At 70.6% G+C, this 21503-nt stretch carries 10 protein-coding genes; 9 read left to right on the top strand and 1 reads right to left on the bottom strand.

The features are described 5' to 3' along the window. Window positions 1-15: 15 nt before the first annotated feature. Complete coding sequence (locus AC2CJA_RS00955; protein ID WP_484600702.1) at window positions 16-7431, top strand: SDR family NAD(P)-dependent oxidoreductase; 7416 nt, start codon at window positions 16-18, stop codon at window positions 7429-7431. 312 nt (window positions 7432-7743) lie between these two features. Here the strand turns inward: AC2CJA_RS00955 and AC2CJA_RS00950 are convergent, their stop codons facing one another. Next, the gene (locus tag AC2CJA_RS00950; protein WP_484600701.1) at window positions 7744-9273 is read right to left on the bottom strand and encodes a helix-turn-helix domain-containing protein; all 1530 of its coding nucleotides are present in this window, start codon (window positions 9271-9273) and stop codon (window positions 7744-7746) included. Between the two features lie 362 nt (window positions 9274-9635). Here AC2CJA_RS00950 and AC2CJA_RS00945 point away from each other — a divergent pair, with 362 nt between their 5' ends. From AC2CJA_RS00945 to AC2CJA_RS00910, 8 genes are all read left to right on the top strand, one after another. Further along, window positions 9636-12470 carry an aconitate hydratase gene (locus tag AC2CJA_RS00945; RefSeq protein ID WP_484600700.1) on the top strand — a complete coding sequence of 945 codons (2835 nt, stop codon included), beginning with the start codon at window positions 9636-9638 and terminating at the stop codon, window positions 12468-12470. Window positions 12471-12880: 410 nt separating this feature from the next. Next, window positions 12881-14299 carry an N-acetylglucosamine/diacetylchitobiose ABC transporter substrate-binding protein gene (gene ngcE, locus AC2CJA_RS00940; RefSeq protein ID WP_484600699.1) on the top strand — a complete coding sequence of 473 codons (1419 nt, stop codon included), beginning with the start codon at window positions 12881-12883 and terminating at the stop codon, window positions 14297-14299. 66 nt (window positions 14300-14365) lie between these two features. Further along, the gene (locus AC2CJA_RS00935) at window positions 14366-15391 is read left to right on the top strand and encodes a carbohydrate ABC transporter permease (RefSeq protein ID WP_484600698.1); all 1026 of its coding nucleotides are present in this window, start codon (window positions 14366-14368) and stop codon (window positions 15389-15391) included. A gap of 22 nt (window positions 15392-15413) precedes the next feature. Then, window positions 15414-16391: a carbohydrate ABC transporter permease gene (locus AC2CJA_RS00930; protein ID WP_484600697.1), complete on the top strand. Its 978-nt coding sequence runs from the start codon at window positions 15414-15416 to the stop codon at window positions 16389-16391. Between the two features lie 264 nt (window positions 16392-16655). Beyond that, window positions 16656-17888, top strand: coding sequence for an ROK family transcriptional regulator (locus tag AC2CJA_RS00925; RefSeq protein ID WP_484600696.1), 1233 nt, complete (start codon window positions 16656-16658; stop codon window positions 17886-17888). 238 nt (window positions 17889-18126) lie between these two features. Beyond that, on the top strand, window positions 18127-19233 hold the full coding sequence (locus AC2CJA_RS00920) for an ABC transporter substrate-binding protein (protein WP_484600695.1): 1107 nt from the start codon (window positions 18127-18129) through the stop codon (window positions 19231-19233). 112 nt (window positions 19234-19345) lie between these two features. After that, window positions 19346-20134: an ATP-binding cassette domain-containing protein gene (locus AC2CJA_RS00915; protein WP_484600694.1), complete on the top strand. Its 789-nt coding sequence runs from the start codon at window positions 19346-19348 to the stop codon at window positions 20132-20134. Further along, window positions 20131-21444: a sugar ABC transporter permease gene (locus AC2CJA_RS00910; protein ID WP_484600693.1), complete on the top strand. Its 1314-nt coding sequence runs from the start codon at window positions 20131-20133 to the stop codon at window positions 21442-21444. Before AC2CJA_RS00915 ends, AC2CJA_RS00910 begins: the two co-directional genes overlap by 4 nt. Window positions 21445-21503 lie beyond the last annotated feature (59 nt).

Genomic DNA, 21503 nt, shown 5'->3' with positions numbered 1-21503 from the left:
CAGTTGCCCTCGCACATGACCCCGATATCCGATGACGCCGTCGCCGTGCTGGGCACGGCCTGTCGTCTGCCGAGCGGGATCCACCACCTGGACGATCTGTGGGCTGTGCTGGCGGCCGGTGCCGACCTGGTCGGAGAAGTACCCCCGGACCGCTTCCCGACGGCGGACTTCGTGGACACCCATCGGCGTCCCGGTCAGTCGTACACCGCGGCGGGCGGTTTCCTGGACGACGTGGCGGGCTTCGACACCACTTACTTCACGGCAATCTCCCCCAGGGAGGCGGCCCAGATGGATCCCCAGCAGCGGCTGCTGCTGGAGATGGCGGTCGAGGTGCTGGATGACGCGGGCACCGATGCCGCCCGGCTGGAGGGGTCGGACACAGCGGTGTTCGTCGGCTGCTCGAGCCTGGACTACGGTCAGTTACAGTCGAGGTCACCGGAGTCGGGCAACGCCTACACGGTGTCGGGTACGGCGGGTGCCATCGCCGCCAACCGTCTGTCGCACTACTTCGACTGGCACGGACAGAGTGTCATGGTGGACACCGCCTGCTCCTCCGCGCTGACCGCCGTGCACCAGGCGTGTGAGCACCTGCGCAACGGACATGCCCGTGTCGCGGTGGCCGGGGGCATCAACGTTCTCCTCAACCCCCATCTGTACGCCGGTTTCTGCAACGCCTCCATGCTGTCGCCCACAGGCCGCTGCCGGCCGTTCTCGGCCGAGGCGGACGGGTTCGCCCGTGCGGAGGGTGGTGGCCTCGTACTGCTGAAGCGGTTGGCCGACGCCAGGGCGGACGGAGATCATGTCCACGCTGTGATCCTGTCCAGCGGTACCAACAACGACGGACGCACCCCCGGCCTCGCGCTGCCCAGCAGCGTCGCGCAGCAGGCGCTGCTGCGTCAGGTGTACGCGCGGGCGGGGCTGGTACCCGACGACGTCGCGTACCTGGAAGCCCATGGCACGGGCACCCGGGCCGGGGATCCGCTTGAGGTGGAGGCCATCGGCCGGGCGCTCGCGGTCGGTCGCGACCGGGGGCCCCTGCCCATCGGATCGGTCAAGAGCAACCTCGGGCACATGGAGGCCGCCGCCGGCATGGCGGGTCTGTTCAAGGCGATGCTGGTCCTGCGGCACCAGCGGATCCCGGCCACGCTGCATGCCGAACGACTCAACCCGGAGATCGCCTTCGACGATCTCAACGTGCGCCCGGTCGCTCGGCCTGAGCCGCTCGACTCATCCGGGACGGCGGTCGCGGGTGTCAACTCGTTCGGTTTCGGCGGCGCCAACGCCCACGTCGTCATCGCGGCCGCTCCGGCGGCCCCCGTGGGCGAGTCGCTGCCCGGACCGTCACCGGAGGCCGCTCTGCCGGTGGTGGTGTCCGCCCGAACACCGGTGGCCCTGAAGCGGGCCTGCGAACAGATGGCGGAGTACCTGCAGTTCACCGAGGACGGTCTGTACGACATCGCCTACACCGCCACCCTGCGGCGCACGCGCCACGAACACGCCGCCTGTGTCTGGGCCGCGGATCCGTCGCAGGCGGCCGACGCGTTTCTGCGGCTTGCGGGGGGTGAGACGCCCGGGGCGGCGACGACCGCCGTTCGCGCGGCGCCGGGGCGAGTCGCGTTCGTGTTCGACGGCAACGGTTCCCAATGGGCGGGAATGGGCGCGGACCTGATGACGGAGCCCGTCTTCGCCGCCGCCGTCGACGAAGTCGACACCTGCCTGCGCCCGCACCTGAGGTGGTCCGTGGCGGAGAGGCTCGCCGGGGGCTCACCCGACCTGGAGCGCACGGAGGTCGCCCAGCCTCTGCTGTTCGCCGTGCAGGTCGGTGTCGTCCGGCTGCTGGAAGCCGCCGGCATCGAGCCGGACGCTGTCGTCGGGCACAGCGTCGGTGAGATCGCCGCCGCGTACGTGGCCGGCTGTCTCGATCTGGAGGAGGCGTGCCGCGTCGTGGCGGTACGCAGCCGCGCCCAGGCCGCCACCGCCGGCAGCGGGCGCATGGCCGCGGTCGGCCTGGGCGTCGGCGAGGTCACGAAGGAGCTGGCGGCCTTCGAGGGACGCCTGGAGATCGCTGGTGTCAACAGCCCCACCGACGTCACGCTCGCCGGTGACCCTGTCGCGCTGACGGAGCTTGGCGAACAGCTGACGGCGCGCGGGGTGTTCTTCCGGCTCCTGGACCTGGACTATGCCTTCCACTCCCGGCACATGGACCCCGTGCGCGGCGATGTCACGGGGCCGCTGAGCACGCTCCGGCCACGACCGGGCCGACTCGCGTTCGCCTCAACCGTCACGGGGGCCGTGCCGACGGGCCCGCGGCTCGATGCCGGTTACTGGTGGCGGAACGTACGTGAACCGGTCCTGTTCGCAGACGCCGTCCGGGCTCTGGCGGACCTGGGCTGCACCTCCTTCGTCGAGGTGGGTCCCCACCCCGTCCTGGCCACCTACCTGAAGCGGCTGCTGCCCGCGCGGGCCGGCGCGCACGCCACACTGCGCCGCGACACCGACGGCCCCACCGCCGTGCGACGTGCCGCCGCCGCGGTCATCGCCGCGGGCGTCCGCCCCGGCGCGCGGTGCTTCCCCCGGCCCGGCACAGTGGTGTCCCTGCCCGGATACCCCTGGCAGCGCGAGCGGCACTGGAACGGAGCACCCGACTGGTGGGCCTCGGTGCCTCAGGACAGGACGGTCGTACATCCCCTGCTGGGCCGACGGGCGGCTGTCGCCGAGCCGACCTGGCACCAGCAGCTCACGCTCGGCAGGCTGCCGTGGCTGACTGATCACCGGCTCGGCACGGACATCGTCATGCCGGCCACCACGTATCTGGAGGCCGCGCTCGCGGCGGGCCGTGCGGGTCTGGGCGCCCGGTGCGAGGTCACCGACCTCACCCTGCTCAAGCCGCTGACCCTGCCGCGCGCCGACGACCCGACGCCCGTCTCCGTGCAGACGTCCCTGTCGGTCGAGGACGGCATCGTCCTCGTCGCCTCCCGCCGGGACGCCTCCGCGCCCTGGACACCGCACGCACGAGGCCGAGTGCGACGGCATACCGAGCCCGGGCCCGCACCGATCACCTCCCCCGAGGGAGGGACGGCGGTCGACGCCGCGGTGTACTACGAGCGCATCGCGCGCGCCGGCCTGCACTACGGGCCCGCCTTCCAGGTCCTGACCGCTCTGCGGGTGTCCGACTCCTGGGTCACCGCCACCTACGAACTCCCCGCCGCGGCCGCGGAAGACGGCCATGGTTTCGAGGCGCACCCGGTGATCAGCGACGGGGCCCTGCACGCGACCGCACCACTCCTCGCCCCGGTCGCGGACGGCCGTGTGTTCCTGCCCGCGGCCGTCGAGAAAGCGCAGGTCTGGCACCAGCCGTCGGCCCGGGGGCGGATCCACGTCAGGCTGCGCCACCTCACCGGTTCGGACGCCGTCGTCGACGTCACCGTCAGTCTGGAGGACGGCACCGTCGCCGCTGAGCTGTCCGGCTGCCGCCTGCGTGCTCTCGGTGCCAAGGACGGGGTGCAGGAGCTGGCCACCGTACTGCGCCACGCGCCACTGCCCGGCGGGTGGCCGGCGGCCCACTCCACCGTTCCGCTGCCGGGACCGGAGACCTTGACGGCGGCGACGGCCGCGGCCCGGACGGCCTTCGAGGCGGACCAGACGGACGACTATCCGCGCTTCGCCGCCATGGCGAAGACGACGGCGGGGCACTATGCCGCCGCTGCCTTCGCCGCGCTGCTCCCCGGTACCGGCCCGTTCTCCCTGGATGATCTCCTGGACGCGGGCCTGCGACCGCACTATGCCCCCTACGCGCGACTGCTCGCGGGACTGGCGGCCAAGGCCGGGCTGCTCCGGCCCACCTCGGGTGGGGAGCGCTGGGAGTTCACCGGCGTGGCCGCCGCCGCGGAGGCCCAGACGCGCCGGTGGGCGGAGCGTTGCCCCCAGTGGATCACCGCCATCGCCCTGTCCGCCCGTTGTGGAACGCATCTGACCGATGTCCTCACCGGCCGGACCGACGCCCGTGAGGTGCTGTTCAACGAGGCCGACCGCCACCTCGCGGAGGCCTTCCACGCCGACACCCCGCAGATGCGCGCGCACGGCCACTATGCCCGTCTCGTCATCGAGGAGGCGCTGGGCACGTGGCCGGCCGGCCGCCCTCTGCGTGTGCTCGAGGTGGGCGCCGGCACCGGCGGTCTCACCGCGGCGCTGCTTCCCGTGCTTCCGCCCCACCTCACGAGCTACACCTTCACCGATGTCACACCGGCCTCCCTTCCTCGCGCGCAGGCCCGGTTCGCCGACCACGACTACCTCGACTACCGCGTGCTGGACCTGGACCGCGACCCGGCGGAGCAGGGTTTCGCGCCCGGGTCGTACGACCTGATCGTGGCCGCGAACGTGCTGCACGCCACCGCCGACCTGCGGGCCACGTGCACACGGCTGGCGGGGCTGCTCGACTCCGGTGGGCAACTGCTGGCGTTGGAGAGTCACGATGAGGAGATCCTCGGCCCCTGCTTCGGACTGCTGCCGGAGTACTGGTCGTTCACCGACAGCCAGTTGCGCACCAGCCCTCTGCTGCCCCGTGCGGCATGGCCGCCGTTGCTGTCCGACTGCGGCTTCGACGCCGTCGCCGACATCGGCAGCGAGCGACCGGAGACCGCGCGGGACCACTCCTTGCTGGTCGCGCGGCGGAGCGTTGTGCCCCGGGCTCGCCCGATTCCCGCCCCGCCCGCCCCGGAAACCCCGTCCCGCGCCGACGACCCGTGGCTGGTCGTCACCGACGCCGCCGGTCAGTCCCTGGCCGAGGCGTTGGCCGACGACCTCCGTGCGGCCGGGGCCCACGTCACCGGCAGGCGCGTGTCGGACGCCTGGGACCGGGGGATCGGCGACCTCACCGGCCAGGTGCCGTCACGCGTGCTCCTGCTCTTCGGCACCGAGCAGGAGCGACCCGACGCCGGTCTCGTCACGGAGGCCGCGGGCGTCGTGAAGGCCGCGGCGGTCGCCCTGGCCGCCGCCGGTCACGCCGACCCCCAACTGTGGCTGGTCACTCCCCCGACGGGCCTGCATCCCGCGCCGGCGGACACCGGGGGCCTGCCCTGGGCCGCCGCGCTGTGGGGCGTCGGCCGGGTCGCGGCCAACGAGCACCCGATCCTGACGGTACGCCGCGTCAGCGTCTCCTCCTCCGGGGACCTGGCGCAGGACGCCGCTCGACTCACCGCGGAACTCCTCGCGCCGGCCCGGTCCGGTGCGCCGGGCGAGGAGGACGAGACCGTGCTGGACGGGCACGGCCGCTTCGTCCCCCGAGTGCGCCCGCTCCCGCCCGCGACCCGACAGGCCCACCGCGACGACACCTACCGGCTGCGGCTGCACCGCCCGGGACGCGGTCACCGGCTGACCTGGACTCCCGCCGAGCCGGAAGAGCCAGGCCCCGGCGAGGTGGTCCTCCGTGTCAAGGCCGCCGCGCTCAACTACCGCGACGTGATGCTCGCGGAGGGCTCGCTTCCTCCCGACGCCGAACCGGCCACCCCCACAGGGCCTCTCCTGGGTCTGGAGTGCGCCGGCATCGTGACTGCCACCGGCCCGGACGTGACCGAGTGGTCGGTGGGCGACCGCCTGTTCGCCCTCGCCCGCGGTGCGCTCGGCTCCCATGCACGGGTGCGGACCGAGCTGGCCGGCCGCATACCCGATCACATGACCTTCGAACAGGCGGCGACGCTGCCCACGGTCTTCCTCACCGTCCAGCACTCTCTGGAGACCCTCGCCCACCTCCGTGCCGGCGAGACCGTGCTCGTCCATGGCGGCGCCGGCGGCATCGGCCTGGCCGCCCTCGCCTACGCGCGACACGTCGGCGCCCGGGTGATCGCCACCGCCGGCACACCGGCCAAGCGCGACCTGTTGCGCACGCTCGGCGCCGAGGCGGTCTTCAACTCCCGGGACCTCTCCTTCGCGCACCAGGTCCGAGACGCGACCGCGGGCCGGGGCGTGGACGTCGTACTGAACTCGCTGGCCGGCGAGGCCATCGCCCGCAGCCTGGAGTGCCTGACGCCGGGGGGCCGGTTCGTCGAACTGGGCAAACGCGACATCTACGCCAACGCCCCCTTGCTCCTGCGTCCTTTCCGGGACAACCTGGCCTATTACGGCGTCGACCTCACCCGCCTCATCGCCGATGCGCCCGAGGTGGCCGCTGCCGCGTTTCGCACCGTCAGTGAGCGCGTGGCGGCCGGCGTCTACCGGGCCCTGCCCCATCAGAGTCATCCCGCCGGCCGCATCGAGGACGCGTTCAGCGCGCTGCGCCACTCGCGTCACCTGGGCAAGGTCGTCATCTCCTTCACCGACAGCATGCCGGTCGTCATCGACCGGCCCGAACCGGCGGTGCGGCTCGACCCCGACGGCACGTATCTGATCACCGGCGGGTTGAGCGGCCTGGGCGCGGCGACGGCCCGCCACCTCGCCGGCCGGGGCGCCCGTCATCTGGCACTCCTCTCCCGGCGCGGTCTCCGGGCGCCCGAAGCCGCCGGTCTGGTCGCCGACCTGGAGAAGGCGGGCACGACGGTACGGGTGTACGGCGCCGATGTCACCGAGCCCGAGGCTGTCGAGGCGGTCCTCGCGGAGGCGGATCAGCTCCGTCGTCCGGTACGCGGCATCGTGCACGCCGCCATGCACCTCGACGACGCGCCCCTGAGCGACCTCACCGCTGAGCGGTTCGCCAACGTCCTGGCCCCCAAGGTGCGCGGAGTCTCGGTGCTCCATGACCTCACACGCGACCGCGCGCTCGACTTCTTCGTCGTCTACTCTTCCGTCGCCGCCCTGATCGGTAACCAGCACCAAGCCCCGTACGCGGCCGCCAATCTCTACCTGGAAGCACTCGCGCGGCAGCGCTGGGACCACGGCAGGCCGGGTCTGGCCCTGGCGTGGGGCGGCATCTCCGAAACCGGTTACGTCGCACGGACGCAGATGGCCGACACCATCGCCCGCTCCGGCATGGGACTGATCTCTCCGGCCACCGCTCTGGCCGCTTTCGACCGGCATCTGCACCGCGCGTACGGCCGGGCGGTCATCGGTGTCATGGACTGGGACCGGCTCCCCGGCCTGCTCCCAGCGCTGTCCGTGGCCCGCTTCACCGCCCAGCTGGCCCACACGGACCCTCGCACGTCCCGCGTCCAGGCCGACGACCTGCGCAAGCGCCTGAAGTCCGCCGAGAGCGACCAAGCGCGACTCGACCTGGTCACCGAGATCGTCGTCGATGCGACCGCACGTGTCCTCCAGACCACCACGGACCGCGTCGGCCCCACCGCGAACCTCGCTGACCTCGGCCTGGACTCGCTCATGGGCGCGGAACTCTCCGTCTCCCTCCAGCAGACCTTCCACTGCGAACTGTCCATGATGGAGCTGATGGCCGCCGCGACCCTCGACGGAATCGCTCACCGCATCCACCGCACACTGCACCGCTAGGGGGTGTTTCAGGCCGGGGCCCGGGTCCACGCCTCATGCTGTGATGATCACGGTGTGGGGCGTGGGGGTCTCTCTGACGAGCAGTGGCCGGTGCTGGAGTCGTCGCTGTCCGCGGCGCGGGTTGGCCGCAGGTCGCCGGGCCGACGGCGGTTGACCGACGGGATCCGGCGCACGGCTGCGGAACCGGCCGACCAGGTCCGCCACCGCAGGCGCCGCGGGCTCAAAGTCCCAGAGAAGTCCCGGAGATGCCGCCGTACCCCTTCCTGACCCATTGCATCGCAGGTCAGGAAGGGGTACGGCGGCACTCGGTCATCAAATGTCGCGGAAGATGTCGATGCGCGCGCCCACCGAGTTCAGCCGCTCGGCCAGGTCCTCGTAGCCGCGGTTGATGACGTAGACGTTGCGCAGCACCGAGGTGCCCTCGGCCGCCATCATCGCCAGCAGCACGACCACGGCCGGGCGCAGCGCGGGCGGGCACATCATCTCGGCGGCCCGCCAGCGGGTGGGGCCCTCGACCAGGACGCGGTGGGGGTCCAGGAGCTGGAGGCGCCCGCCGAGCCGGTTGAGGTCGGTCAGGTAGATGGCGCGGTTGTCGTAGACCCAGTCGTGGATGAGGGTCTTGCCCTGGGCGCTGGCGGCGATGGCCGCGAAGAAGGGCACGTTGTCGATGTTGATGCCGGGGAACGGCATCGGGTGGATCTTGTCGATCGGCGCCTCCAGCTTGGAGGGCCGCACGGTGAGGTCGACCAGACGGGTGCGGCCGTTGTCGGCGCGGTACTCCGCGCCGCGGTCGTGGTCCAGGCCCATCTCCTCCAGCACCGCCAGCTCGATCTCCAGGAACTCGACCGGCACCCGGCGCACCGTCAGCTCCGACTCGGTGACCACGGCCGCGGCCAGCAGGCTCATCGCCTCCACCGGGTCCTCGGAGGGGCAGTAGTCCACGTCGCGGTCGATGCGGGGGAGGCCGTGGACGGTGAGCGTGGTGGTGCCCACCCCCTCCACCCGCACGCCCAGCTGCTCCAGGAAGAAGCACAGGTCCTGGACCATGTAGTTGGAGGAGGCGTTGCGGATGACGGTGGTGCCGTCGTGCCGGGCGGCGGCCAGCAGGGCGTTCTCGGTGACGGTGTCCCCGCGCTCGGTCAGCACGATGGGGCGGGTGGGGCGCACCGAGCGGTTGACCACCGAGTGGTAGGTGCCTTCGGTCGCGGTGACCTCCAGGCCGAAGTGCCGCAGCGCGCTCATGTGCGGCTGCACGGTGCGGGTGCCCAGGTCGCAGCCGCCGGCGTAGGGGATGCGGAAGTGGTCCACGCGGTGCAGCAGGGGGCCGAGGAACATGATGATGCTGCGGGTGCGGCGGGCGGCGTCGGCGTCGATGCCGTCCAGGTCCAGCTCGGCCGGCGGGACGATCTCCAGGTCGGCGCCGTCGTTGATCCAGCGGGTGCGCACCCCGATGGAGCCGAGTACCTCCAGGATCCGGTAGACCTCCTCGATCCGGGCGACCCGGCGCAGTACGGTGCGGCCGGAGTTCAGCAGGGAGGCGCACAGCAGGGCGACGCAGGCGTTCTTGCTGGTCTTGACGTCGATGGCGCCGGACAGCCGGCGGCCTCCGACGACCCGCAGATGCATCGGGCCGGAGTAGCCCAGTGAGACGATCTCGCTGTCCAGCGCTTCACCGATACGGGCGATCATCTCAAGACTGATGTTTTGATTGCCGCGTTCGATGCGGTTGACCGCGCTCTGGCTGGTGGCCAGCGCCTCCGCCAGCTGGGCCTGGGTCCAGCCGCGGTGCTGGCGGGCGTCGCGGATGAGCTTGCCGATGCGCATGAGGTAGTCGTCGGTCATGAGGGAGATGTTATCTCAGATATGAGATGTCAACATCTGGGGCGCGGGTGTGTTCCTGTGTTTTTCGCGCATCTTCGTACTTTCACCCTTTTATTGCTGGGGCGCATCTCCATCCGGCGTCGCGCCGGCGCTTGGGGGGATGCGCACGGGTACCCGGAGTCAGGCGGGGCATGACCGTGGAGCCGCCATGTACTAGAGTTATCTCGACATCGAGATATCTACCGAGAGACGTACCGCCGCCGCGTCCACCGAGGCTTCGCCGGGCGACCCTCGACTTAGGTGAACCTGAGCGAAGCGGTCGGGGCCCGGGGCGGCAGGATCGCGGTGGTACGCGCGAACCCATGCACTTGAAGGAGACTGTCGTGTCGGCGAACAGCTTCGACGCCCGCAGCACGCTGCAGGTGGGCGACGAGTCGTACGAGATCTTCCGGCTGGACAAGGTCGAGGGCTCCGCCCGGCTGCCGTACAGCCTGAAGGTCCTCCTGGAGAACCTCCTCCGCACCGAGGACGGCGCGAACATCACCGCCGACCACATCCGGGCGCTGGGCGGCTGGGACTCCCAGGCCCAGCCCAGCCAGGAAATCCAGTTCACGCCGGCCCGCGTGATCATGCAGGACTTCACCGGCGTGCCCTGCGTGGTGGACCTGGCCACCATGCGCGAGGCCGTCAAGGAGCTCGGCGGCGACCCGTCGAAGATCAACCCGCTCGCCCCGGCCGAGCTGGTCATCGACCACTCCGTCATCGCCGACAAGTTCGGCACCCCGGAGTCCTTCGCGCAGAACGTGGAGCTGGAGTACGGCCGCAACCGCGAGCGCTACCAGTTCCTGCGCTGGGGCCAGACCGCCTTCGACGAGTTCAAGGTCGTGCCCCCCGGCACCGGCATCGTCCACCAGGTGAACATCGAGCACCTGGCCCGCACCGTCATGGTGCGGGGCGGCCAGGCCTACCCCGACACCCTGGTCGGCACCGACTCGCACACCACCATGGTCAACGGCCTGGGCGTGCTGGGCTGGGGCGTCGGCGGTATCGAGGCCGAGGCCGCGATGCTGGGCCAGCCGGTCTCCATGCTCATCCCGCGTGTGGTCGGCTTCAAGCTGACCGGCGAGCTGCCCGCCGGCACCACCGCCACCGACCTGGTGCTGACCATCACCGAGATGCTCCGCGAGCACGGCGTGGTCGGCAAGTTCGTGGAGTTCTACGGCGAGGGCGTGGCCGCCACCTCGCTGGCCAACCGCGCCACCATCGGCAACATGTCGCCGGAGTTCGGCTCCACCGCCGCGATCTTCCCCATCGACGGCGAGACCCTGAACTACCTGCGCCTGACCGGCCGCTCCGACCAGCAGATCGCGCTGGTCGAGGCGTACGCCAGGGAGCAGGGCCTGTGGCTGGACCCGGCCGCCGAGCCGGACTTCTCCGAGAAGCTGGAGCTCGACCTCTCCACCGTCGTGCCCTCCATCGCCGGCCCCAAGCGCCCGCAGGACCGCATCGTCCTGGCCGGGGCCGCCGAGCAGTTCCGCAAGGACGTGCGCGACTACGTCTCCGCCGGAGCCACCGGCGGCGAGGACCGCAAGCCGGGCGTCCCCGCGCAGGAGCAGCCCAAGGGCGTGACCTCCCCGGTGGACGAGGCGAGCGCCGAGTCCTTCCCGGCCTCCGACGCCCCGGCCTACGGCCACCAGGAGAACGGCTCGGGCGCGCCGCGGCACGCCGACGGCCCGGCCGACGACGCGCCGTCCAACCCGGTCACCGTCACCGCCCCCGACGGCACCGAGTACGAGCTGGACCACGGCGCCGTCACCGTCGCCGCGATCACCTCCTGCACCAACACCTCCAACCCCTACGTCATGGTCGCCGCCGCCCTGGTGGCCAAGAAGGCCGTGGAGAAGGGCCTGACCCGCAAGCCGTGGGTCAAGACCACCCTGGCCCCGGGCTCCAAGGTCGTCATGGACTACTACGACCGCGCCGGCCTCACCCCGTACCTGGACAAGCTGGGCTTCAATCTCGTCGGCTACGGCTGCACCACCTGCATCGGCAACTCCGGCCCGCTGCCGGAGGAGGTCTCCAGGGCCGTCAACGAGGGCGACCTCGCGGTGACCTCGGTGCTCTCGGGCAACCGCAACTTCGAGGGCCGCATCAACCCCGACGTCAAGATGAACTACCTGGCGTCCCCGCCGCTGGTCGTCGCGTACGCCATCGCGGGCTCGATGAGGACCGACATCACCCGTGAGCCGCTGGGCACCGACAAGGACGGCGCCCCGGTCTTCCTCAAGGACGTGTGGCCCTCCGAGCAGGAGGTCAACGACGTCGTCGCCTCCGCCATCGGCGAGGACATGTTCTCCACCTCCTACCAGGACGTCTTCGCGGGCGACGCCCAGTGGCAGGCGCTGCCGGTGCCCACCGGCGACACCTTCGAGTGGGACCCGCGGTCCACCTACGTGCGCAAGCCCCCGTACTTCGAGGGCATGGGCATGGACCCGGAGCCGGTGCAGGACATCTCCGGCGCCCGCGTCCTGGCCAAGCTGGGCGACTCGGTCACCACCGACCACATCTCCCCGGCCGGCGCCATCAAGGCCGACACCCCGGCCGGCAAGTACCTCACCGAGCACGGTGTGGAGCGCCGCGACTTCAACTCCTACGGCTCGCGCCGCGGCAACCACGAGGTCATGATCCGCGGCACCTTCGCCAACATCCGCCTGCGCAACCAGATCGCGCCGGGCACCGAGGGCGGCTACACCCGCGACTTCACCGTCGAGGGCGCGCCGGTCTCCTTCATCTACGACGCCTCCCAGAACTACCAGGCCGCCGGCATCCCGCTGGTCGTCCTGGCGGGCAAGGAGTACGGCTCGGGCTCCTCGCGGGACTGGGCGGCCAAGGGCACCGCGCTGCTGGGCGTCAAGGCCGTCATCGCCGAGAGCTACGAGCGCATCCACCGCTCGAACCTGATCGGCATGGGCGTACTGCCGCTGCAGTTCCCCGAGGGGCAGTCGGCCGAGTCGCTGGGCCTGACGGGCGAGGAGGCCTTCTCCTTCAGCGGCATCACCGCGCTGAACGAGGGTGGCATCCCGGGCACGGTGAAGGTGACCACCGACACCGGTGTGGAGTTCGACGCCACGGTGCGCATCGACACCCCCGGCGAGGCGGACTACTACCGCAACGGCGGCATCATGCAGTACGTACTGCGCTCGCTGATCCGCAAGTGAGCCGCGGGTGATCCGCACCTGAGGCGCCGCCGGTCGCCGTACGGGTGACCGTGCGGGCCGCCGGCCGGCGGCAGCGTTCAAGGGGTGACGGCGGGGCCGTACCTCCCATGGTGGGAGGTGCGGCCCCGCCGCGTTTCCCGGAGGTCTCAACTCGGGAAAGACTGGCACCCGAACGCGCACCGATCTTGCCCACCGGAAGGAGAGTGGACTATACCTGTCGGCGTCTGAGTGGTCATATCAGAAGACGAGAATCAGAAAGGCCGTGACCCCGGGGGAACGGCACGGACGAGACCGGCACGGCTCCGCACGACCCGGCGTTACATCCCGCACAACTCTGCTTCAACTCACAAGCGGTGTCCGGGGGTTCCGGCACACCGCCTGAGTCCTTCACGGAAGGCGAGGACTTGAGCATGGGATCCACCGATGTCAACCGTCGTGATCTGATCAAGCGGGCCACCGCGGCCGGCCTGATCGCAGTCCCCGCCATGAGCGCGCTCTCCGCCTGCGCCAGCAGCGACGGCGGAGGCGGGACCGAGGTCGCCAAGGGCCAGAAGAGCGAGGACAACCCGCTGGGCGTCAACAAGGACGCCGGCCTGGACTTCGTCATCTTCGACGGCGGCTTCGGCACCCAGTACGGCAAGGACGCCGCGAAGGTCTACGAGGAGAGCTACGGCAAGGTCGAGCTCACCGCCACCCAGAAGATCCGCTCGGTCCTCCAGCCCAGAATGGTCGGCGGCAACCCGCCCGACCTCATCGACAACTCCGGCGCCGAGCAGATGGACGCGGCCACCCTGATCGCCAAGGACCAGCTCGCCGAGCTGACCCCCCTGCTGGACGCCCCCTCCCTCGACGACCCGGACACCAAGGTCCGCGACACCCTCCTGCCGGGCACCGTCGAGATGGGCCAGTACGGCGACGAGAAGGTCTGGCGCCTGAACTACGCCTACACCGTCTACGGCCAGTGGTACTCCAGGAAGCTGCTGGCCGACAACGACTGGGAGTACCCCAGGACCTGGGACGAGATGCTGGCCCTGTGCGCCAAGGCCAGGAAGAAGGGCATCGCGGGCTGGACGTACGCCGGCCAGCACCCGTACTACATCCCCTTCACCCTCTACCCGTTCATCGGGAAGATCGGCGGCCGGGAGGTCCTGGACGCCATCGACAACCTGGAGCCGAACGCCTGGAAGCACGGCGCGGTCAAGAGCGCCTTCGAGGCATATCACGAGCTGTCCGCCAAGGGCTACATCCTGCGGGGCACCCCGGGCCTGGACCACATCCAGTCCCAGACCCAGTGGACCAAGGGCAAGTGCCTCTTCATCCCCAACGGCTCCTGGGTGGAGAACGAGGCCGCCGACACCACGCCCGCCGACTTCGACATGGCCTGCGGCGCGGTCACCGGACTGGACGACTCCGACAAGATGCCCTTCGGCACCCTGTGGGCGCAGGCCGGCGAGCCGTTCATAGTGCCCGCCCAGGCCAGCAACCCGGCCGGCGGCATGGAGCTGCTGCGGATCATGCTGAGCAAGAAGTCGGCGCAGAACTTCTCCAAGCTGGTGAAGTCGCTGACCTGCGTGGCCGGCGCCACCGAGGGCATGGAGATGTCCCCCGGACTGGCCTCCTCCAGCCAGGTGCTCCAGGACGCCGGGGACAACGTGGTCAACCCGCGCATCTTCGACTGGTACCAGACCCTCCACAAGGAGCAGATCGGCTCGGTGCTGGCCGAACTGCTGGCCGGCCGGATGAAGCCCGCCGAGGCCATGGACAAGTGCCAGGAGTACGCCGATCGGACGGCCAAGGACGACTCGGTCAGGAAGTACAGGCACGCGTGAGCCGGATCCCCACCGGGCCCCGCAGGAGCCGGAACAGCCGGAGGACGCAGATGGGACGAGGGCGGCATGGCCAGTGACAGCCCGGCGGTGGCCGAGGCCGGCAGGGAGGCGGCACCCCCGCCGGGAAGGGCCGGCGGGGGCCGGGGGGAGCGGCGCGTCTCCCCCCGCCACCGGACCTATCTGAAGTACCGGTTCGTCGCCGGTTTCCTCGCAGGACCCCTGGCGCTCTACGGGGTCCTGGTCGTGTCGCCCTTCTTCCAGACGTTCTACTACTCACTGACCGACTGGACTGGCCTCAGCAGCGACTTCGCCTTCGTCGGACTGGACAACTTCAGCCGCCTGATGGAGGACGAGATCTTCCGCAAGGCGCTGTGGCACAACGTCCTGCTGCTGCTGGTCCTGCCCGTCGTCACCCTCGGACTGGGCCTGTTCTTCGCCTTCATGCTCAACGTCGGCGGCCGGCACCGGCGGGGTGAGGCGGTGGCGGGGGTGCGCGGCTCGCGCTTCTACAAGATCGTCTACTTCTTCCCGCAGGCGCTGTCGATCGCGATCGTGGTGGTGCTGTGGAAGTACATCTTCAACCCCGCCGGCGGCCTGCTCAACGGCATACTGTCGGCCGTCGGCCTGGGCCAGTGGCAGCAGAGCTGGCTCGGCGACCCCCGGCTGGCCTTCTGGTGCGTCGTGGTCGTGATGGTGTGGGCGAACGTCGGCTTCTACGTGGTGCTCTTCTCCGCGGCCATGGGTTCCATCCCGCGCGAGATCTACGAGGCGACACTGCTGGACGGCGCCGGCCGGACGACCACGTTCTTCCGCGTAACCCTGCCGCTGATGCGCGACACCGTGCAGACCGGCTGGGTGTACATGGGCATCATGGCGCTCGACGCCTTCGCCGTGGTGCACATCCTGACGGTGAACGCGGGCGGTCCCGCCTACTCGACCATCGTCGCGCCGGTCTACCTGTACAACAAGGCGTTCCAGGACGGGCAGGCCGGCTACGCCACCGCCGTCGCCGTGGCCCTGCTGATCGTCACCATGGTCTTCTCCGTGGCGGCGATGGCGTTCGGGCGGAGCAAGGACCGGATCGAGTTCTGACAGGCCAGCGGGAGAACCAGCCATGACCACTGCCGAACCGTCACGCTCCCTCAGGCCGGGGGACCCCGAGGAGACCGCCACGGCCCTCACCGGGGGCACCAAGGGCACAGCCGGTCCCCAGCGGCCCGCGAACGAACCCGGCAGGGGTGCCGGGCGGGACGGGGCGGGCACGGAGGGCCGCACCCTCAACGCCTTCTCGCACGCCTTCCTGGTGCTGTGGGCCGTGATGGCCGCCGGGCCCCTGCTGTGGGCGGTGATGAACTCCTTCAAGTCCTCCGGCGCCATCCTGGAGGACCCCTGGTCGCTTCCGCGGAGACTGAACTGGGAGAACTGGTCCTTCGCCTGGAACGAGGCGAACATCGGCCAGTACACGATCAACTCGGTGATCGTGGTGGGTGGTTCGGTGGTCGGCACCATGCTGCTGGGCTCGATGGTGGCCTACGTCCTGGCCCGCTACGACTTTCCCGGCAACCGGCTGGTCTACTTCCTGTTCGTCGGCGGCATGGCGTTCCCGATCATCGTCGCCCTGGTGCCGCTGTTCTTCGTGATGAAGAACTTCGCGCTGCTGGACACCTACCACGGCCTGATCCTGGTCTACATCGCCTACTCGCTGCCGTTCACCGTCTTCTTCATGTCGGCCTTCTTCCGCACTCTGCCCTCCTCGGTCGCGGAGGCCGCGGAGATCGACGGCGCCTCGCACAGCCGGATCTTCTTCCAGGTCATGCTGCCGATGGCCAAGCCCGGCCTGATAAGCGTGGGCATCTTCAACTTCCTGGGCCAGTGGAACCAGTACCTGATCCCCCAGGTGGTGCACGTCGGTGACGCCGACAAGTACGTGCTCACCCAGGGCCTGGCCAACCTGGCCGCCCAGACCGGCTACCGCGGCAACTGGGGCGGGCTCTTCGCCGGGCTGACCCTGGCGGTGCTGCCCATCCTCGTCGTCTACGTCGTCTTCCAGCGCCAGGTGCAGGCCGGACTGACCGCGGGTGCGCTGAAGTAGTCCCGCTCCCGCCCGCTCACCACCGTCCGCCCCGAGGCGGCCACCGCACGCCGGTGGCCGCCTTCCGGTTTCCGTGCGCGCAGGTGTCGTGACCTTCCGCACGCGGGTAACATCCGAGCGCCCACCCCGCTCAAGGTCTTGACGGGAGATAAGGCTTCAGGCTGTCCTATGGTTCACGTATTGGAGACAAGCCGCACCTCGTCGGCGTGGTGCGGCCCACGGGCAGGTCGTCGAGCCGCCCGTCGAGGCGGGAGTGGATGAGTCGTGGAGACTCCGGGGTCGCAGTCCTCTCTGCACCGGGCCAATCTGGAGCGGGTGGTGCGAGCCGTGCGCATCGCGGGCTCGCTCACCCAGGCGGAGATCGCGCGGACCACGGGGCTGTCGGCCGCGACGGTCTCCAACATCGTCCGGGAGCTGAAGGACAACGGCACGGTCGAGGTCACCCCGACCTCCGCCGGAGGACGCCGGGCCCGCAGCGTCTCGCTGTCGGGGGACGCCGGCATCGTCGTCGGCGTCGACTTCGGCCACTCCCATCTGCGCGTCGCCGTCGGCAACCTGGCCCACCAGGTGCTCGCCGAGGAGTCCGAGCCCATCGACGTGGACGCCTCCTCCTCCCAGGGCTTCGACCGGGCCGAGCGGCTGGTGGAGCGGCTGATCGAGGTGACCGGCTTCCGCCGGGAGAAGGTCATCGGACTGGGCCTGGGCGTCCCCGGGCCGATCGACGTCGAGACCGGCGTGCTGGGCTCCAGCACCATCCTGCCGGGCTGGGCCGGGACCAACCCGCGCGAGGAGCTGGCCTCCCGGCTCGGCGTGGAGGTCCACGTCGACAACGACGCCAACCTCGGCGCGCTGGGAGAGCTGGTGTGGGGCAGCGGGCGCGGCGCGCGGGACCTGGCGTACATCAAGGTCGCCAGCGGCGTCGGCGCGGGCCTGGTGATCGGCGGCCAGATCTACCGCGGCCCGGGCGGCACCGCGGGGGAGATCGGGCACATCACGCTGGACGAGTCCGGCCCGGTGTGCCGGTGCGGCAACCGCGGCTGCCTGGAGACGTTCACCGCGGCCCGCTACGTCCTGCCGCTGCTGCACTCCACCCACGGACCCGACCTGACCATGCCGGGGGTGGTCAAACTCGCCCGCTCCGGCGATCCGGGCTGCCGCCGGGTGGTGGCCGACGTCGGGCGCCATGTGGGCAGCGGCGTCGCCAACCTGTGCAATCTGCTCAACCCCAGCCGGGTCGTGCTCGGCGGCGATCTGGCCGAGGCCGGCGAGCTGGTGCTCGGCCCGATCCGCGACTCGGTCTCCCGCTACGCCATCCCCAGCGCGGCCCGGCAGCTGACGGTGGTGCCCGGCGCCCTGGGGGGCCGCGCGGAGGTGCTGGGCGCGCTGGCGCTGGTGCTGAGTGAGATGGGCGACTCCACGCTGCTGGACGGCTCGCTGAACAGCTCGCCGAACGGGGCGGGGCGCGTGCCGGCCGCGGCGGCGTCCGCCGGGGCCTGACCGGGGACGGGCGCCGAGAACAAGCGAAGAGGGGAACGGGACGGACCGGGACGAAAGGCGCTTCCGTATCCGTGTCGCGGCGGCGAGAGCGCTCTCGTTGCCACTCTGCGTTCATTTTGTTCACGCATGGCATCGTTGCGGTCTCGTTAAGAATTTACTTCTTGACGGCAGGTGTCACTACGAGTTGACTTCCTGCCACCTCGGCCGCAGTGACGCGGCCTCGTCAGGGAGGTTCTGTATGAACACGCAACTGCGCCGCGCCGCCGTGGCCGTGGCCGCCACCGCCATGGCCGTCTCGCTCGCCGCCTGCGGAAGTGCCAAGGAGGCCGGAGGCAACGACTCGGAGGGCGACGACAAGAAGAAGGACGGCCCGCTGACCATCGGCCTGCTGCTGCCGGAGGACCAGACGGCCCGCTACGAGAACTTCGACAAGCCCCTCATAGAGAAGAGAATCAAGGAACTCTGCTCCGACTGCGAGGTCAGCTACGTCAACGCCAAGGAGGACGCGTCGACGCAGCAGCAGCAGATGAACTCGATGATCACCAAGAAGGTGGACGCGATCATCCTGGACGCGGTGGACGCCAAGTCCATCGCCGGCTCGGTCAACAAGGCCGACCAGGCCGGCATCCCGGTCGTCGCCTACGACCGCCTCGCCGAGGGCCCGATCTCCGCCTACACCTCCTTCGACAACGAGCAGGTCGGCAGGGTCCAGGGCACCGCCCTGCTGGAGGAGCTCGGCGGCAAGGCCGAGGACGGCCAGATCGTCATGATGAACGGGTCGCCGACCGACCCCAACGCGGCCATGTTCAAGAAGGGTGCCAAGTCCGTCCTGGACGGCAAGGTGAAGGTGGGCAAGTCCTACGACACCACCGGCTGGAAGCCCGAAGAGGCCAACAAGAACATGAGCGGCGCCATCGCCTCCCTGGGCAAGGAGAACATCGTCGGCGTCTACTCCGCCAACGACGGCATGGCCGGCGGCATCATCACCGCCCTCAAGAGCGCCGGCGTCGACCCGCTGCCGCCGGTCACCGGCCAGGACGCCGAGCTGGCGGGCCTCCAGCGCATCATCTCCGGCGACCAGTTCATGACGGTCTACAAGCCCTTCCAGCCCGAGGCCTACGCCGCCGCCGAGATGGCCGTCGCCCTGGCCCGCGGTGAGGAGCCGGAGACCGGGACCACCGTCGACAGCGCCACCACCAAGGACGTGCCGGCGACCCTGATCGAGCCGATCGCGGTGACCGCCGAGAACCTCAAGGACACCGTCGTCAAGGACGGCCTCTACACGGTGGAGGAGATCTGCACGGCCAAGTACGCCGAGGCGTGCGAGAAGGCCGGTCTGAAGTAACGGTCCGGCACCCCGCCGGCCCACCGGTGCCCGCGCCCCGCGCCCCGCGCCCCCGCCCGCGGGGCGCGGCCACCGGCCGGTCCCCACCCCCCGTCCCGTCCTGTTCTAGGAGTTGGTTCACGTGTCCGCTACGCCTGTGCTGGCGTTGCGCGGGATCTCCAAGCGCTTCGGTGCCGTTCAGGCGCTCACCGACGTCGATCTGGAGGTCCACGCCGGCGAGGTGGTCGCCCTGGTGGGCGACAACGGCGCCGGGAAGTCCACCCTCGTGAAGACGATCGCCGGCGTCGGTCCCGCCGACGAGGGCGTCTTCGAGTGGCAAGGCAGAACCGCCGAGGTCAACCGGCCGCACGACGCCCAGGACCTGGGCATCGCGACCGTCTACCAGGACCTCGCGCTCTGCGACAACCTCGACGTGGTCGGCAACCTGTTCCTCGGGCGCGAGATCCTGCGCTCCGGCGTCCTCGACGAGATCGAGATGGAGCGCCGCGCCCGGGAACTGCTCGACACCCTGTCGATCCGCATCCCCAGCGTCCGCATCCCCGTCGCCTCCCTCTCCGGCGGCCAGCGGCAGGTCGTCGCGATCGCCCGCTCGATGCTGGGCGAGCCCAAGCTCGTCATCCTCGACGAGCCCACCGCCGCCCTCGGCGTCGAGCAGACCGCCCAGGTCCTCGACCTGGTCGAGAGGCTGCGCGAACGCGGCCTGGCCGTCATCCTCATCAGCCACAACATGGCGGACGTCAAGGCGGTCGCCGACAAGGTGGCGGTGCTCCGGCTCGGCCGCAACAACGGCGTCTTCGACGTCGCGAGCACATCCCAGGAAGAGATCATCTCCGCCATCACCGGCGCCACGGAGAACGCCGTGACCCGCCGCAGGGCGCGTACCGCGGGGAGCCGACCGTGAGTGAGACCAAGCTTTCCAGGGACTCCGGGGACACCACCCCGGCCTCCGCCTCCGCCTCCGCCTCCGCCTCCGCCTCCGGCGACAGCGCGACGGCGGCCGTCGACCCGCGCCTGCTCGTGCGCGAACAGGGCCTGACGGGCTACTGGACCGACTTCAAGCGGAAGATGCGCACCGGCGAACTGGGCTCCGTGCCCGTCGTCGTCGGCCTGATCCTCATCTGGGCGATCTTCCAGATGCAGGACTCGGCCTTCCTCTCGGCCGAGAACCTCTCCAACCTGTCGGTCTACATCGTCGGCACCGGCCTGATCTCCGTCGGCATCGTCTTCGTGCTGCTGCTGGGCGAGATCGACCTGTCGGTCGGCTCGGTCAGCGGCCTGGCCTCCGCCGTCTTCGCCGTACTCGCGGTGAACAACGGGATGAACGAGTGGCTGGCGGTCGTCCTGGCGCTGCTCACCGGAGCGGCGGTCGGCGCCTTCCACGGCTACTTCTTCGCCAGGATCGGCGTCCCCGCCTTCGTCGTCACCCTGGCGGGCCTGCTGGCCTGGAACGGTCTGATGCTGAAGGTGCTCGGCACCGACGGCACCATCAACCTGGACCGCGAGGGCCTGGTCGGCACCCTGTCCAACCACTACTTCACCGACATCGCCGTCGCCTACGGCACCGCGGCGGTCGCGGTCGGCGTCTTCTTCGCCGCCCAGTTCACCGGCGCCCGGCGCCGCACCGCGGCCGGGATCCCCGCCCGCCCGCTCAGCGAGATCATCGTGCGCACCGCGGTGCTGGCCCTGCTCGCCTTCGGCGCCGCCCACATGCTCAACCAGTACCGGGGCATGCCGCTGGCGCTGCTGATCTTCCTGGTCGTGCTGGTGGCGCTGGACTTCGCCCTCAAGCGCACCTCCTACGGCCGCAAGGTCTTCGCGCTCGGCGGCAACACCGAGGCGGCGCGCCGCGCCGGCATCAACGTCGAACTGGTGCGCATCTCGGTCTTCTCCATCGCGGGCACCATGGCCGCCTTCGGCGGACTGATGATCGCCTCCCGCATCCTGGCCGCCAACCAGGGCGCGGGCAGCGGCAACCTGCTGATGGAGGCCATCGCCGCGGCCGTCATCGGCGGCACCAGCCTCTTCGGCGGGCGCGGCTCGGTGTGGTCCGCGCTGCTGGGCATGCTGGTGATCGGCTCGATCGCCAACGGCATGGCCCTGCTGGGCATCGCCGCGGCCGTCCAGTACATGATCACGGGCGCGGTGCTGCTGGCCGCGGTCGTCATCGACTCGGTCTCCCGGCGCACCCAGCGCTCGGCGGGCCGCACCTGACCGCGCACCCGCACACCCGCTCCGCCCGGTGCCGGGCCCCTCGCCGCGAGGGGCCCGGC

The sequence above is a fragment of the Streptomyces sp. ATLC9 genome, assembly GCF_057196705.1.
The sequence above is the reverse complement of the archived record's forward strand: the minus strand, read 5'-3'. Positions and strand labels throughout refer to the sequence as shown.